The 14,840-nt window shown below is 69.1% G+C and carries 12 protein-coding genes; 10 read left to right on the forward strand and 2 right to left on the reverse strand.

The window, feature by feature from the left end:
* Positions 1-618: 618 nt before the first annotated feature.
* The 3 genes from AOZ06_RS02130 to AOZ06_RS02140 are packed head-to-tail and all read left to right on the forward strand — an operon-like array spanning position 619 to position 3,985.
* Complete coding sequence (locus tag AOZ06_RS02130; RefSeq protein WP_218921921.1) at positions 619-1,572, forward strand: ABC transporter permease; 954 nt, start codon at positions 619-621, stop codon at positions 1,570-1,572.
* On the forward strand, positions 1,569-2,420 hold the full coding sequence (locus AOZ06_RS02135; protein ID WP_054287853.1) for an ABC transporter permease: 852 nt from the start codon (positions 1,569-1,571) through the stop codon (positions 2,418-2,420). The genes AOZ06_RS02130 and AOZ06_RS02135 overlap by 4 nt, the downstream gene beginning before the upstream one ends.
* Positions 2,420-3,985: an ABC transporter ATP-binding protein gene (locus tag AOZ06_RS02140; RefSeq protein WP_054287854.1), complete on the forward strand. Its 1,566-nt coding sequence runs from the start codon at positions 2,420-2,422 to the stop codon at positions 3,983-3,985. The genes AOZ06_RS02135 and AOZ06_RS02140 overlap by 1 nt, the downstream gene beginning before the upstream one ends.
* On the opposite strand, the gene AOZ06_RS02145 is transcribed toward AOZ06_RS02140, so the two are convergent.
* The gene (locus tag AOZ06_RS02145) at positions 3,972-4,706 is read right to left on the reverse strand and encodes a copper homeostasis protein CutC (protein WP_063809944.1); all 735 of its coding nucleotides are present in this window, start codon (positions 4,704-4,706) and stop codon (positions 3,972-3,974) included. The genes AOZ06_RS02140 and AOZ06_RS02145 overlap by 14 nt on opposite strands.
* A gap of 30 nt (positions 4,707-4,736) precedes the next feature.
* Between AOZ06_RS02145 and AOZ06_RS02150 the strand changes: the two genes are divergently transcribed.
* The 3 genes from AOZ06_RS02150 (at position 4,737) to AOZ06_RS02160 (ending at position 7,896) form a co-directional block, all read left to right on the forward strand.
* Positions 4,737-5,591 (forward strand): ROK family protein, encoded by an 855-nt coding sequence (locus tag AOZ06_RS02150; protein WP_054287856.1) that lies wholly within the window; start codon positions 4,737-4,739, stop codon positions 5,589-5,591.
* A gap of 149 nt (positions 5,592-5,740) precedes the next feature.
* Positions 5,741-6,274 carry a MarR family winged helix-turn-helix transcriptional regulator gene (locus tag AOZ06_RS02155; protein WP_063809946.1) on the forward strand — a complete coding sequence of 178 codons (534 nt, stop codon included), beginning with the start codon at positions 5,741-5,743 and terminating at the stop codon, positions 6,272-6,274.
* Positions 6,274-7,896, forward strand: a complete 1,623-nt coding sequence (locus AOZ06_RS02160; protein WP_054287857.1) for an MDR family MFS transporter — start codon at positions 6,274-6,276, stop codon at positions 7,894-7,896. The genes AOZ06_RS02155 and AOZ06_RS02160 overlap by 1 nt, the downstream gene beginning before the upstream one ends.
* 75 nt (positions 7,897-7,971) lie before the next feature.
* Here AOZ06_RS02160 and AOZ06_RS02165 read toward each other — a convergent pair whose 3' ends face one another.
* The gene (locus tag AOZ06_RS02165; protein ID WP_054287858.1) at positions 7,972-8,475 is read right to left on the reverse strand and encodes an inorganic diphosphatase; all 504 of its coding nucleotides are present in this window, start codon (positions 8,473-8,475) and stop codon (positions 7,972-7,974) included.
* Positions 8,476-8,950: 475 nt separating this feature from the next.
* On the opposite strand from AOZ06_RS02165, the gene dacB reads away from it, so the two are divergent.
* From dacB to hpt, 4 genes are read left to right on the forward strand one after another with little or no spacing between them, the layout of a single operon-like run.
* Positions 8,951-12,097 carry a D-alanyl-D-alanine carboxypeptidase/D-alanyl-D-alanine endopeptidase gene (gene dacB, locus AOZ06_RS02170; RefSeq protein WP_169798836.1) on the forward strand — a complete coding sequence of 1,049 codons (3,147 nt, stop codon included), beginning with the start codon at positions 8,951-8,953 and terminating at the stop codon, positions 12,095-12,097.
* Between the two features lie 48 nt (positions 12,098-12,145).
* Positions 12,146-13,207, forward strand: a complete 1,062-nt coding sequence (locus tag AOZ06_RS02175; protein ID WP_054287860.1) for a zinc-dependent metalloprotease — start codon at positions 12,146-12,148, stop codon at positions 13,205-13,207.
* Positions 13,183-14,118 (forward strand): tRNA lysidine(34) synthetase TilS, encoded by a 936-nt coding sequence (gene tilS / locus AOZ06_RS02180; protein WP_054287861.1) that lies wholly within the window; start codon positions 13,183-13,185, stop codon positions 14,116-14,118. Before AOZ06_RS02175 ends, tilS begins: the two co-directional genes overlap by 25 nt.
* Positions 14,119-14,130: 12 nt before the next feature.
* The gene (hpt, locus tag AOZ06_RS02185) at positions 14,131-14,685 is read left to right on the forward strand and encodes a hypoxanthine phosphoribosyltransferase (protein ID WP_054287862.1); all 555 of its coding nucleotides are present in this window, start codon (positions 14,131-14,133) and stop codon (positions 14,683-14,685) included.
* The last annotated feature ends 155 nt before the right edge of the window (positions 14,686-14,840 follow it).

Below are 14,840 nucleotides of genomic sequence, written 5' to 3' on the forward strand. Positions count from 1 at the left end.
CCGTATGGCCTGGGCGAAGCCAACCACGGCTTGTCAGGAGGTCCGCCTACGCACCAGGCGGGCCCGGCGAAAGCCAAACGGACCTCTCGACGACCCGTGGTTCCCTCTGGGCAGGCCGTACGGGCAGGAGCGCCCGCGCCCTGGAACCCCGAAAGATCTCGAGTATGGGCAGGAAGAACACCGGCAAGGGCTCCTGCTCGGTGGTCTGCCCGCCGGCGAGGCATCTTTCCCCCGGAAAACCGCGCCAGGGCCAAGCGCCACGCCCCGAAGACCAACCACTCGGGAAACCCCGAGTGGCACAGGCGCTTGCGGGTGAAAAGAGAGTCCTCGCCGGACGGCAGACCACCGAAAGGGAACGAGGCGGTGCGGGTTCCGGCCTTGGGCGCGGCTTGGTCGTCGGGGTGAGTGGGCGCGGTCGGTTCCCTTCCGCATGGCCTGCCGGAGGCAACCACACGCGTCAAGGGGATCTGTTGGGTTCCCAGCCTGGCCGGGTTGAGCAGGCGGACCCCTTGACACGTGTGGTTGGGCTTCGCCCAGGCCATACGGAAGGGAACCAACCGCGAAGGCGACCTCTGCGCGTGCTGTCGCAGAGGCGGCCGGATGGTGTGGGGATGTGGCGTGGCTAGGTTCCTCTTCTGGCGGGTTGTCCAGGCGGTTGTGGTGATCTTCGTTGTCACCGTTGTCGTCTTCTTCCTGCTGCACCAGATTCCCGGTGGTCCCGCGCGCGGCATTCTCGGCATCCAGGCGACCGAGGACCAGATCCAGGCGTTCGAGCACGAGCAGGGCTTCGACCAGCCCGTGCCGATCCAGTACCTGCACTACCTCGGGCGCCTGCTGCAGGGCGATCTCGGCGAGTCGTTCCAGCTCAACCAGGGCGTCGCCGACCTGATCGGGCAGCGGCTGCCGAAGACCCTCGTCCTGACTGTCCTGAGCACGCTCGTGGCTTTGCTCGTCGCGATTCCGCTTGGGGTGTGGCAGGCCGTGCGGCGCAACCGGCCGACTGACTACCTGTTGAGCGCGCTCACGTTGCTGATCTACTCCACGCCGGTCTTCCTTGTCGGGTTCGTGTTCATCATCGTGTTCGCCATCAACGCCGCGTGGTTCCCGGTCGAGGCGCCGCAGGCCGATACGCTCGGGGGGATCTTCGCGGATTCCCAAGCGCTTGTATTGCCTGTGCTCACCGGGGCTGGGGTTGTGCTGGCGGTGTTCAGCCGGTATCTCCGGTCGTCCGTTGTGGACAATCTCGATGAGGACTACGTGCGGACCGCGCGGGCCAAGGGTGCTTCCGAGACAAGGATTGTCACCAGGCACGTGCTGAAGAACTCGCTCACGTCATTGGTCGCGATGCTCGGTTACTACCTGCCGGTGTTGTTCAGTGGCGCGCTCGTCACCGAGAAGCTGTTCAACTACCCCGGGATGGGTTTGTTGTTCTGGAACGCCGCGCAGACGAGCGACTTCCCCATCCTGCTCGGCACCGTGCTTGTCATCTCCGTCGCCACCGTCACCGGAAGCCTGCTGGCTGACGTCGCGCAGGCGTTGATCGACCCGAGGACAAGGCGGGTGAAGGCATGAGCGGACCAACCGCACGGCGGCTGAGGGTGTTCCGCCGCAACAAGCTCGCGGTCGTCGGGATCACGATTCTCGGGCTGCTGATCCTGTTCTGCTTCGTCGGCCCGCTCGTCTACCACACCGAGCAGACGCTCACGTCCCTCGCCGACAGCAAGCTCGGGCCCGGCGTCAACGGGCACCCGCTCGGCACCGACGACCTCGGCTACGACCTGCTCGGCAGGCTCATGCTCGGCGGGCAGACCTCCCTGATCATCGGGTTGGCCGCCGGTTTGCTCGCCACCCTGATCGGCACGCTGTGGGGGACTGTCGCCGGTTACGCGGGCGGTTGGGTCGACGCGGTCATGATGCGGATCGTCGACGCGGGCATCGCGATCCCAGCGTTGTTCCTCCTTGTCGTCGCCGCCGCGATCGCGACGCCGAGTGTGCCGATGCTGATCCTCGTCATCGGGTTCGTGTCGTGGCTCGTTCCGGCGCGGCTCATGCGGGCCGAGTCGATCGCGTTGCGCAGCAGGGCCTACGTCGAGTCGATGAAGGTGATGGGCGGCGGCAGCGTTCGTGCCATCGGCAAGCACATCATCCCGAACGCCATCGGCACCGTCATCGTCAACGTGACGTTCCAGATCGCGGACGCTGTTCTGCTGGTCGCGTACGTGAGCTTCCTCGGCCTGGGGATTCCGCCGCCCGCTGCCAACTGGGGCGGCATGCTCAGCGACGGCCTGACCTACGCCCACGACGGCGCGTGGTGGCTCATCCTGCCGCCTGGTCTGCTGATCGTGATGACGGTGTGCGCCTTCAACTTCATCGGCGATGGGCTGCGGGACGCGTTCGACGTGAGATTCGAGGGCCGCTGATGCTCGGCTATGACCACCTTTCCATCACGTTCGGCGACGTCGAGGCGACCAAGGCGGTCAGCTTCGAGGTCAGGCCGGGCGAAGTCGTCGCGGTCGTCGGCGAGTCCGGCTCCGGCAAGAGCGTCACCGCGATGTCCGCGCTGGGCCTGTTGCCGCGCAAGGCGAAGGTCGCCGGACGGATCGTGCTCGGCGGGCGCGACGTGCGCGGGCTGTCGGGCAAGGAGCTCAGGGAACTGCGCGGCAACGAGATCGCGATGGTCTTCCAGGAGCCGATGACCGCGCTCAACCCCGTGCACACGATCGGCTGGCAGCTCACCGAGGCCATCTCACTGCACAGGGAAGTCCCTGACACGAAACAGAAGGCCGTCGAGCTGCTGACCATGGTCGGGCTGGACCGCCCGGAGCACCGCCTCAAGCAGTACCCGCACGAGCTGTCCGGCGGCATGCGGCAACGGGTGATGATCGCGATGGCGATCGCCTGCGACCCCAAGGTGATCATCGCCGACGAACCGACCACCGCGCTCGACGTCACCGTCCAGGCCGAGATCCTCGACCTGCTCAGGGAGCTCAGGGACCGGCTCGGCACGGCGATCGTGCTGATCACGCACAGCATGGGCGTCGTCGCGGACCTGGCCGACCGGGTCGTCGTGATGTACCGGGGCGCGGTCGTGGAAACGGGCGGCGTCGAGGACGTGCTGCTGCGGCCCTCCCACGACTACACCAAACGCCTGCTCAAAGCGGTTCCGCGGCTGGGCAGCGGCGCGCGGCAGGCAGAAGAAGTCACCGAACCCGTGCTGGACGTGCGCAACCTGGTGGTTTCGTTCGGCGGCCAGCGGGCCGTCGACGACATCTCGTTCCAGATCGGCAAGGGCGAGGTCGTCGGCCTGGTCGGCGAGTCCGGTTCGGGCAAGACGACCGCGGGCCGGTGCACGGTCGGCCTGCAGAAACCGACCGCGGGCAGCGTCGAGCTGTTCGGGCAGGACATCGCGAAGCTGTCCGCCCGCAAGATGCGGCCGTTGACCGCGCGGATCGGCATGATCTTCCAGGACCCGGCGTCCTCTTTGGACCCGAGGATGACCATCGCGGAGTGCATCGCCGAGCCGCTTGTCCTGCACAAGGCCAAGGACCAGCGCAAGCGGGTCGACGAACTGCTCGACGCGGTCGAACTCGGCTCAGCGACGCGGGAGCGTTACCCGCACGAGTTGTCCGGTGGGCAACGGCAACGCGTGAGCATCGCCAGGGCGCTCGCGCTCAACCCCGACCTGCTGATCGCGGACGAGCCGACGAGCGCGCTGGACGTCTCGGTGCAGGCCAGCATCCTGGAGCTGTTCCTCGACCTGCAACGACGGCTGAAGTTCTCGTGCCTGTTCATCAGCCACGACCTCGCTGTCGTGGACATGCTGGCCAACCGGGTCGTGGTGATGCACCGCGGCAAGATCGTCGAACAGGGCAGCAGGGCGAACGTGTTCGGCGCGCCGCAAGAGGACTACACCCGCAGGCTGCTCGCCGCCGCCCCCGTGCCCGACCCGGTCGAGCAGCGCGAACGACGGGCTAGCCGCGGATGACCGAACACAACGCCGCGACACCGTCGGCGTCCGTGTCGAAGTGGTCGAAGCCCTCCGGCACGCCGACGCCCGCGTACGACACCGCCCCGCCCGCGGCTCCGCGAACAGGCTGGCGAGCGCCCGCGTGGACGTCGGAAACCCCGGTCGCCGCAACGACTTCGAGGACGTTCCCGGCACGGACACCACCGCACGCCATCACCTGGACGGCGTCGGCCGCCTGCTCGACCAGCGACTTGATCACCGGTGCGCCGTCCAGCGCCGACCGCTGCTGCCCGGAGGTCAGCACCCGTTCGAACCCCATCCGGATCGCCTGGTCGAGCACCTGGCGCGGCGACGAGCTCACGTCGATCGCTCGGTGCAGCGTGACCGGCCTGCCATCGGCCGCCCCAATCAGCTTCTCGCACACGGGATCCAGCAGACCGTCGTCGCCGAGCGCGCCGATCACGACACCGTGCGCCCCGGCGGCGACGAGGGCCCGGATGTCACCAACCATCACCGCGACCTCGTCGGCGTCGTACCGGAAGTCACCGGGACGCGGCCGGATCAACGGGTGCACCTCGGTGCTTCCGGCGTGCCGCACGGCCAGTTCGGTCAGCGCCAGGCTCGGCGTCAGCCCGCCGTCGGACAGCGCGCCGCACAGCTCCACGCGGTCGGCGCCGTTGCGCGCCGCGATCCGCACGCCGTTGATCGACTCGACACTGATCTCCACCCGAACTCCCATGATCGCGAGTATCCATTGAGCTGGCTTGGTGTGGACATCGGAGGCACGAAGATCCAGCTCGTGCGGTGCGACGACGAACTGCGCATAGTGGACAGTCGGCGCGCGGAGTCGCCGAAGGGCAAGATCCTTGCCACGGCGATAGAAATGGCCGCTGAGCTGGCCGCGGACGCCAAGGGCATCGGGATCGGCGCGGCCGGCGTGATCGACCCGAGCGGCGCGGTCGCCGCGACGACCGAGGTCTTCCCCGGCTGGGAAGGGACGAATCTCACTGAGGGCGTGGGCAGGGAACTGGGCCTGCCGGTGGTCGTCGACAACGACGCGAACGCCTTCCTGCACGGCGAGGCCACGGCCGGAGCGGCGCGTGGCTACCGGCACGCGTTCGGCATCACGGTCGGCACGGGCATCGGCGGCGCGTTGATCAGCGACGGCGTCCTGCTGCGTGGAGCGGGCGGCGGGGCGGGGGAGATCGGCCACACGCCGGGCTTCGGCACCGAACTCTGTACGTGCGGCGCTCGTGGGCACCTCGAGTCGGTGGCGTCCGGGTTGTCCATCAGCCGACGCTATGGTGCGGGTATCAGAGCCGGTTTGGTCGCCGAACGGGCGCGGAACGGCGACGCGGACGCGGTGCGTGTCTTCGCTGAGGCCGGGGCCGCGCTCGGGCAGGCGATCGCTGTCGTGGCGACTGTCCTGGACAGCCAGATCGCGGTGCTCGGCGGTGGCGTGATCGGTGCGTGGGACTTGCTGGAACCCACGTGCCGGGAGACCGTGCGGGCGACCGTGCTGCCGACCAACGCGGACCTCGTCATCCAGCCCGCGGAGCTCGGGGACCACGCCGTCGCCATCGGCGCGGCGGCGCTCGCCCGCGCCGCAGGTCAAGCCTCGTGAGTGGTTTGGCCGGTTAGAACCGGCCAAACCACTCACGAGGGGATTCGTGTGACTTGAGTCGCAGGTAATTCGGTTGCCGGAATAACGTGGCCAAGCGCATGCTTGTATCGAGCAAGTAATTGGGTGATGCAAGCAAGTCAGGGGTTGGCATGCTCGGCACGGACGAGGACACCACCACGGGCACACAGCCCGGCCAGGCCGAAATCGAGTTGGGGTCGCGCCTGGGCAGCGCGATGACGGGGCTCGGCAGGCAGTGGGCGTCGGTGGCCTCCCAGCTGAGCAAGGTGGGCATCGACAAGACGTCGATGCTGCTGTTGGGGACGCTCAACCAGATCGGTCCGTCCCGGTCGAACGTGCTCGCCGAAGCGGTGTACTCGGACCCCTCGACCATCTCGAGGCAGGTCGCCGGGCTTGTCAAAGAGGGGTTGATCGAACGCCGCGCCGATCCGGCGGACGGGCGAGCCAGTCTGCTCGCCGTCACAGATAAGGCACGGGTCCTGCTGGAGACCCGTCATCACCAGCGCAGTTGCTCGCTGGCCCGGATGCTCGCGCACTGGCCCGCCGACGACCGCGAGCGGTTCGTGGAACTGCTCGAACGGTTCGTGGCCGACCACGAGCGCTACATCCCCACCTTCATCAACGAGCACGCCGAGCTCGTGGCGCGCTCCAAAGGAGAGAACTGATGTCCGACCAGGCGACAGCCGCCGCTGGGGAAGCCGCACCGCGGTCCGGCGCGCTGAGCCACCGCCAGATCCTCACGATCCTGTCCGGGCTGATGCTCGGCATGTTCCTGGCGGCGCTCGACCAGACGATCATGGCATCGGCCATGAAGACCATCGCTGACCAGCTGCACGGTCAGACCATCCAGGCGTGGGCGACCACGGCCTACCTGATCACGGCGACCATCTCGACGCCGCTGTACGGCAAGCTGTCGGACATCTTCGGCCGCAAGCCGATGTACCTCACGGCGATCACGTTCTTCCTGGTCGGCTCGTTGCTCTCGGGCATCGCGACCTCGATGTACGAACTGGCCGCGTTCCGCGCGGTGCAGGGCCTCGGTGCCGGTGGCCTGATGTCGCTCGCGCTGGCGATCATCGCCGACATCACCTCGCCGCTCGAGCGCAGCCGTTACACCGGTTACTTCATGGGCATCTGGGGGCTGTCCAGTGTGGCCGGTCCGCTCGTCGGCGGCATGTTCGCCGGCTTCGACACGTTCCTCGGCATCACCGGCTGGCGCTGGGTGTTCCTGATCAACGTGCCGATCGCGCTCGTCGCGCTGGCCGTGGTCAGCCGGGTGCTGAACGTGCCGCACACCAAGGTGCCGCAGCGCATCGACTTCTGGGGCGCGGGCACGCTCACCGTGGGCCTGGTGCCGTTGCTGATCGTGGCCGAGCAGGGCCGTGAATGGGGCTGGGGCTCCGGCGCGTCGATCGCGATGTACGCGACCGGTGTGATCGGCCTCGTGGCGTTCGTGTTCGTCGAGCGGTTGATGGGCGACGCGGCGCTGCTGCCGATGCGGCTGTTCAAGCGGCCGGTGTTCGCGCTGACCAACGTCATCAACTTCATCATGGGCGTCGGCATGTTCGGCATGATGATGTCCCTGCCGCTGTACCTGCAGATCGTCAAGGGCGCGACACCGACCCAGTCCGGGCTGATGACGTTGCCGATGACGTTCGGCATCCTGGTCGCGGCGATGGGCAGCGGCCGGATCACCTCGAAGACCGGGCGCTACCGGATCTTCCCGATCGTCGGCCTCGGCGCGACCGCGGCCGCGTTGTTCCTGTTCGCCCAGATCGGCACGGACACCGCGCTGTGGCAGACCATGCTGATCATGCTGCTCGCCGGGATCGGTCTCGGCCTGTGCATGCAGAGCCTGCTGCTGGCGATCCAGGCGGACGCGCCCGCCAAGGACATGGGCGTGGCGACCTCGTCGGCGACGTTCTTCCGGTCCATCGGCGGCACGGTCGGTACCGCGGTGTTCCTGTCGATCCTGTTCGGCATCGTGGCCGACCGCATCTCGGCGGCTCGCGCCGCGGCGGGCCTGCCCGCGATCCCGGCCGGTGCGGGTGGCTTCGACCTGAACAACACGGAGTTCATCAACTCGCTGCCGCCGCGTGACGCCCGGCCGGTGCTCGACGGATTCGCCAGTTCGTTGGACACTGTGTTCATGGTCGGCGGGATCGTCGTGCTCGTCGCGTTCGCGCTGATCTGGTTCCTCAAGGAGGTTCCGCTGTCGAACAAGTCGGGTCTGCAGCGGGCCGCGGAGAACGACGAGGCGGCGCCCGTCGCCGCCGCGATGCACTGACGTTCTGGGGTTTTCCCACCACGGAGAACAGAGGGCCCTGCTCCATCCCGGAGCAGGGCCCTCGCTCGTGGCCGGTCAGTGTTCGGTGTGCTCGGGGTGTTCGACCTTGAGCCGGTCGTACGAGCGCTTGATCTCGGCCTCGGCCTCGGTGCGGCCGACCCAGGTCGCGCCCTCGACGCTCTTGCCCGGCTCGAGGTCCTTGTAGACCTCGAAGAAGTGCTGGATCTCCAGCCGGTAGAACTCGCTCAGGTGGTGGATGTCGCGCAGGTGCTCCGAACGCGGGTCGTCCGCCGGCACGCAGAGGACCTTGTCGTCGCCACCCTTCTCGTCGGTCATGCGGAACATGCCGATCGCGCGGCTGCGGATCAGGCAGCCGGGGAACGTCGGCTCCTGCACGAGCACGAGCGCGTCCAACGGGTCGCCGTCCTCGCCGAGCGTGTTGTCGACGAAGCCGTAGTCGGCCGGGTACTGAGTGGCGGTGAACAGAGTCCGGTCCAACCGGATCCGCCCAGTCTCGTGGTCCATCTCGTACTTGTTGCGTACGCCCTTGGGGATCTCGATCGTGACGTCGAACTCCACGCCTGTTCCTCGCTCATCATCTTTGGTCAGTGCTCGCCACTAGTCTGGACTACGACTCGCGCTCGGCCGGCATCACGGCGGTCGGTGACCGATGTGATGTTCGACAGGGAGAACACCAGTGCCAGACCAGGACAACCCGGCGTGGCCGACGGCGGACGACGACCGACCCGCGCCCGGTTTTCCGCAGGTAGACCCGGATAAACCGGAGTCGCCGCCGCAGCGCGCGACACCGCAGGAACCGCCGCGCGCGATGCCCATGCGCATCGAACCCGGCCGTCCTCCCCGCCCCGCGCAGCTCAAGAGCGACCCGCCGCCGGGCGCCTCAACGTGGTTCGAATCACCCGGCGAACCACCCCGCGCGGCCCCGGTCCGCATCGAACCCCGTGACCCGAGGAAGAAGACCGAGAACCCGAAACCGGTTACGGACCCTGCCGGTGAAAAGAATCCCCCTGTCACCGGTTCAGGTGAAACGACGGTGAGCGCGCCGTCGCTGTTCACCCCGCGGCCACCCGACGGCGACCGGGCCGAGTCACCCGAAGCCGCCAAGCCGCCGCGCAGCGAGTCCGCCGAGGCGACGGCACGTACAGAGCCGGTGCAACCACCGGCAGACGAAGCCCAGTCGGCTGATTACGGCCCGCAACCGGTCGAGGCCGAACCGTCGTCCCCGGAGCCGGCTCGTGACGCAGCGCCGCAGGAGCAGCCGGGTGACGGCGCGGCCGAGTCGACGGCACGCAGCGAACCCGTCGCCCAGCCGGGTAAGGGCGCCCAGGAACCCGGGCCGGCGGAGCCGCAGGACAAAGGTGGCGAGTTCGAGCCATTCAGCCAGCCGCTGTTCTCGCCGCCCCCTCGCCCCGAGGACCTCACGCGCGGCCCGCAGGCCTCCGACGCCCAGCCGGAGTCGCTGTTCACGCCGCATAGCCGCAGCGCGCCGGCCGAATCCGGTGAGAGCGAAGCGACTGTCCGGAGCGAGCCGGGTGCCGAGGCCTTCAGCCAGTCGCTGTTCGCTCCCACGACCCGCAGCGCGTCGAAGAACCCGCCTGAGGCTGACACGACCGGTGACAGCGCGGCGGAGTCGACGGCCCGCAGCGAGCCTGTCCGGCCGCAAGATCCGGACCGTTCCGGCGAGGTCTCAGCGGAGGCGTGGCCCAGCGAGGCCGCCCGGCCGCCCCGTGAATCCAGGGCTGGCCTGGAGTCCGCGGGCGACGGGCGATTCTCCACCCCGGCCCGCAACGAGCCAGTGCGGCACGGCGCTGACGAACCGGCGGCTGCCGACGACAGCTCGGCTGAGGCGACGATGCGCAGCCTGCCGGTACAGCCACCGCAACCGCAGCGCGAAACGGGCGGCAGCCCGAAGAACGCCACGCCGGAATCGGGCGAAGGTTCCCTTTTCACCCCGACGCGCGAGCCGATGCGGCCACAGGACCGGCGTGGTGCCAGGCCTGGTCCGCAGCAGCCGGAGTCAGGTGGCCCGGCTCGCAATGAGCCGATCCGGCCTCCGCAACTGCCCAGGGGCGCCGCGGCCGTGGGCTTGGAATCCTCGGGTGAGGGGCCGATCGCAGGCCCGGTGCGGAATGAGTCGCAGCGGCAGGAGCCGGGCCCGTTCGATGGTCCGACTCGCAGTGAGCCGATGCGGCCACAGGACCGGCGTGGTGCCAGGCCTGGTCCGCAGCAGCCGGAGTCAGGTGGCCCGGCTCGCAATGAGCCGATCCGGCCTCCGCAACTGCCCAGGGGCGCCGCGGCCATGGGCCTCGAATCCTCCGGCGAAGGGCCTTTCGCCGCTCCGACGCGCAGTGAGCCGTTGCGGCAGCCCGGCGGCGGTCAGCAGCGGCCACCGCAAGGTCCCAGGGGCTTGGAGACTGCCAGGGAGGGGCCGTTCGCCGCGCCGACGCGCAGTGAACCCATGCGGCCTCCGCAGCGACCCATGGCCGGCCCGCCGATGGGGTTGGAGACCTCCGGGGAAGGGCCGTTCGCTGTTCCCACCCGCAGCGAGCCCATGCGGCCGCCGGGTGCCAGGCCTGACGCGCCCACGCGGCCGGGCGGCGAACCCGTGCGTCCGCCCGCGGGGCTTGAGACTTCCGGCAAACCCGTCGACCACGGGCAGTTCGCGGCGACCATCCGCACCGAACCCGTGCGCCCGCCTGCCGAGGAGACTGAGCCGCCGTTCCCGTTGGGGTCCGACGACGATCCGCCCGCGCCACCGTCCGATGGCGACACTCCCAAGGGCAAGCGACCGCGCAAGGGCTTGTTCGTCCTCGCGGCTCTCGTCCTTGTGATCGCGCTCGGAGCCGGGGTCGTCTTCTTCGTACCCGGCGTCAGGGCGAAGCTCGGGCTCGGCGGTTCCGACGCCGATGAGGCTGTTGCCCCGCCGCCTTCGCCTGTGGCCTTCACGCCTTCCATCAAGGGTGCGGGCGGCGGTGCTCCCGCCCCGACCCAGCAGGGTGTGCAGGGCGTGCTCGCCGGTCCGGCGGGCAATGCCGCGCTCGGCACGCTGACCGGCACTGTGATCGACCCGGCCAGCGGAAATGTCCTGTGGAACAAGGCGTCCAACACGCCGCTCACGCCCGCGTCGACCACGAAGCTGCTCACCGCCGCTGCCGCGTTGCTCAAGCTGCCGCACGGCCAGCAGTTCAGCACCAAGGTCGTCGCCGGTCCGCAGCCCGGCAGCGTCATCGTCGTCGGCGGCGGGGACGGCACGCTGAACTCGTTGCCCGCGGGCAAGAACTCCGTCTTCCCCGGTTCACCGCGGCTCGACGACCTCGTCGCGCAGGTGAAGGCCAAGGGGCCGGTCAGCCAGGTCTTCCTCGACCGCACGCGGTACACCGCCGACAACCTCGCTCCCGGTGTGCTTCCCGGTGACGTCGCCGAGGGCTACATCTCGCCGATCACACCGCTGATGATGGACGGCGCCCGGCAGGACCCGACCAAGGACAAGAGCCCGCGCAGCGCCAACCCGCCGCGTACGGTCGCCGCCGAGTTCGCCAAACGGATCGGCGCGAGCGTCGCGGCCAGCCCCGAGGTCACCGCGCCCGCCGACGCCCAGGTCCTCGGCGAGGTTCGGTCCGCGCCGCTGACCGAACTGGTCGACCAGTTCCTGCAGGCGTCCGACAACGTCCTCGCCGACGTCGTCGCCCGCGAGGTCGCGATCGCCGCAGGCGAGGAACCGTCGTTCCAGGGCGTCCACAAGGCGACGCTGAAGGTCTTGGCCGAGAACGGGTTCGACGTCACCGGCGCCGAGTTGTTCGACGGCAGCGGCATGTCGACGAGCAACAAGACCACTTCGCTGCTGCTGGCCAAGGTCCTCGCGGCGGCAGCCGGTGACGGCAAGGACGAGAAGTCCGCGAAACTGCGGCCCATGCTCGGCGGGCTGCCGGTCGCGGGCGGCAGCGGGACGCTGGAAGGCCGGTTCGCCGCCGGGCAGCCCGCCGCCGGTGGCCGCGGCTGGGTCCGTGCCAAGACCGGCACGCTGCCGTTGGCGGGGATCAACTCGCTCGCGGGCGTCGTGCTCGACACCGACGGCAGGCTCCTGGTGTTCGCTCTGATGACCAACGGCAGCGACACGATCCAGGCGCGGCCCGCGCTCGACGCGGTCGCCGCGGCACTGCGCACGTGCGGCTGCAAATAATGAGCGCGCAATCACACAGAGCGTAAATGCTCAGGTAGCGTCAGTGGCGTGGAAGCGGCGACTGAGCTCAGGCGAGGGACGGGTTCGCCGGTCGACTGGTCATTGGCCATCTCGACCGGGCAGCGCCTGGTCCGGCGCGGACCCGACGTTCCGATGGCGGAGGCCGAGGCCACCGTCAGGGATCTGCGTGACGCCACCGACGTCGCCGAAGGGCACGTCCGTGACCTCACGGGTCTCGGTCACGGTCTGCCGCTGCCGCCAGGTGAGGTGGTGGACCGGCCGGGGTGGATCAGAGCCGCCGCCGAAGGCCTCGACGTCCTGACCGACGGCGCGTTGCCGCGTGCGTACGCGGGTCCGGTCGGTGCGGTCATGGCGGGCAGTGCCGGTGTCCAGGCGGGCATGGTGCTGGCGTTCCTCGGCGCACGCGTGCTCGGCCAGTACGACCCGTTCAACGACGGCCGCCTGTTGCTCGTCGCGCCCAACATCATCGGCGCGCACCGGGCGTTGGACGTGCCGTCCCGTGACTTCCAGATGTGGGTCTGCCTGCACGAGTGCACGCACCGGCTGCAGTTCACCGCCGTGCCGTGGCTCAAGGACTACTTCTCCGGCCAGGTCAAGAAGTTCCTGTCCGGAATGGACGACAGCGCCGCCAGCGCGCTGAACCGTTTCCCCGACGTCATCAAAGAGGCGCGCCGCCGCTCGCTCGACCCGAACGCCTCGTCGGATCCGGTCACGTTGATGGAACTGTTGCAGTCCGCCGAGCAGCGCGAGGTGTTCGACCGGCTCATCGCACTGTCCACACTGCTCGAAGGGCACGCGGACTACGTGATGGACGCGGTCGGCCCGACGGTCGTGCCGACTGTGGACGTCATCCGCAACCGGTTCACCGAACGCCGCCGCGGCGGTGGGCTGCTCGACCGGGTGCTGCGCACGCTGCTCGGCGTGGACGCGAAGGTCAAGCAGTACGCCGCGGGTGCCGCGTTCACCAGGCACGTCGTCGGTGAGGCCGGGATGGACGGTTTCAACGCCGTGTGGACCTCGGCCGACACCCTGCCGCGCCGCTCGGAGATCTCGGACCCGGACGCATGGCTGCGCCGAGTGCGACCCTGATCATCCGCAAGGCCGTCAAGGATCTGCTGAACACAACCCCACAAGGGCCGGTCGCCGTCGCGGTGTCCGGCGGCGCGGACTCGCTCGCCCTCGCCGCGGCGACGGCGACGCTGACCGATGTGACCGGTTTGATCGTGGATCACGGCCTGCAGCACGGCTCCGCCGGCGTGGCCGAGGAGGCCGCGGCCCAGCTCAAGACCATCGGCGTGGACGCGCGCGTCCTGCGGGTCGAGGTGACGGGCCCGGGTGGGCTGGAAGCGGCGGCCAGGCGGGTGCGCTACCAGGCGCTCAGAAGTGCCCACGACGGCGTGATCCTGCTCGGCCACACCATGGACGACCAAGCCGAGACAGTCCTGCTTGGACTGGGCCGCGGCTCCGGGCCGCGGTCGATCGCGGGCATGCGCCCGTACGACCCGCCGTGGGGGCGTCCGCTGCTGAAGGTCCGCCGGGCCGTCACGGTCGCGGCATGTGCGGAGTTGGGGCTCCAACCGTGGGCCGATCCGCACAACAGCGACCCGTCGTTCACGCGGGTACGCCTCCGGCACGACGTGATCCCCCTCATGGAGGAGGTGCTGCAGGGTGGCGTCGCGGGAGCGCTCGCACGGACCGCCGAGCAGCTCCGTGAGGATCTCGACGCGCTGGACGCGATGGCCGCCATGATCCGCCACGACACCGGGAACGTGCTGGTCACCGACCTGGAGCCACATCCGCCCGCGCTGCGCCGCCGTGCGCTGCGAACCTGGCTGAAAGACGCCGGAGTGCCCGAACTCACCGACGGCCACCTGCGGTCGGTCGACGCACTGGTGGGTGAATGGCGTGGTCAGGGTGGTGTCTGGCTGCCGGGCGGCTTTGTGGTGTGCCGCCGCCATGGCAGGCTCTGCGTGCAACCGCCGGCAGGGAAATCAAGTTGAGAGGGAGACGGCGTGTACGACGGCGACATCGCCTCCGTGCTGATCACCGAGCAAGAGATCAACGAGAAGATCGCCGAACTCGCCAAGCAGATCGCCGAGGACTATCCGGCCGGCGGCGCGCGGCAGGACCTGGTGCTCGTCGGTGTGCTCAAGGGCGCGGTGATGTTCATGACAGACCTGGCGCGTGCGCTGCCAGTGCCCGTCCAACTGGAGTTCATGGCGGTCAGCTCGTACGGCTCGGCCACGTCGAGCTCGGGTGTGGTGCGGATCCTCAAGGACCTCGACCGGGACATCGCCGGCCGGGACGTGCTGATCGTCGAGGACATCATCGACTCGGGCCTGACGCTGTCGTGGCTGCTCAAGAACCTGGCCTCGCGCGGCCCGGCCACGCTGCGCGTGTGCACGCTGCTGCGCAAGCCGGAAGCGGTGAAGGTCGAGGTCCCGGTCGAGTACGTCGGCTTCGAGATCCCCAACGAGTTCGTCGTCGGCTACGGCCTCGACTACGCCGAGCGCTACCGCGACCTGCCGTACATCGGCACGTTGGAACCAGCTGTCTACTCATCCTGAGGACTCCCTCAGGATGGCCGGGAACCGAACAGGGGAATCCAGCCGTTATCTGCACTGTCAGGCGCACGCGCGCCGGGAGGACGGGCTACGCTCGTTCACTTGGCGCGTGATGTGCCAGAAGTGGGCGGTACGCTGGATGGACCGGATTGCCCCGC

It is taken from the genome of Kibdelosporangium phytohabitans (genome assembly GCF_001302585.1).
GTDB lineage: Bacteria > Actinomycetota > Actinomycetes > Mycobacteriales > Pseudonocardiaceae > Kibdelosporangium > Kibdelosporangium phytohabitans.

Bases quoted from the DNA above. Each gene is read 5' to 3' on its own strand.
- AOZ06_RS02160 (WP_054287857.1), top strand. From the start codon at position 6,274: ATGTCCGACCAGGCGACAGCCGCCGCTGGGGAAGCCGCACCGCGGTCC.
- AOZ06_RS02155 (WP_063809946.1), top strand. From the start codon at position 5,741: ATGCTCGGCACGGACGAGGACACCACCACGGGCACACAGCCCGGCCAG.
- tilS (WP_054287861.1), top strand. From the start codon at position 13,183: ATGGCTGCGCCGAGTGCGACCCTGATCATCCGCAAGGCCGTCAAGGAT.
- AOZ06_RS02140 (WP_054287854.1), top strand. From the start codon at position 2,420: ATGCTCGGCTATGACCACCTTTCCATCACGTTCGGCGACGTCGAGGCG.
- AOZ06_RS02135 (WP_054287853.1), top strand. From the start codon at position 1,569: ATGAGCGGACCAACCGCACGGCGGCTGAGGGTGTTCCGCCGCAACAAG.
- AOZ06_RS02145 (WP_063809944.1), bottom strand. From the start codon at position 4,706: ATGGGAGTTCGGGTGGAGATCAGTGTCGAGTCGATCAACGGCGTGCGG.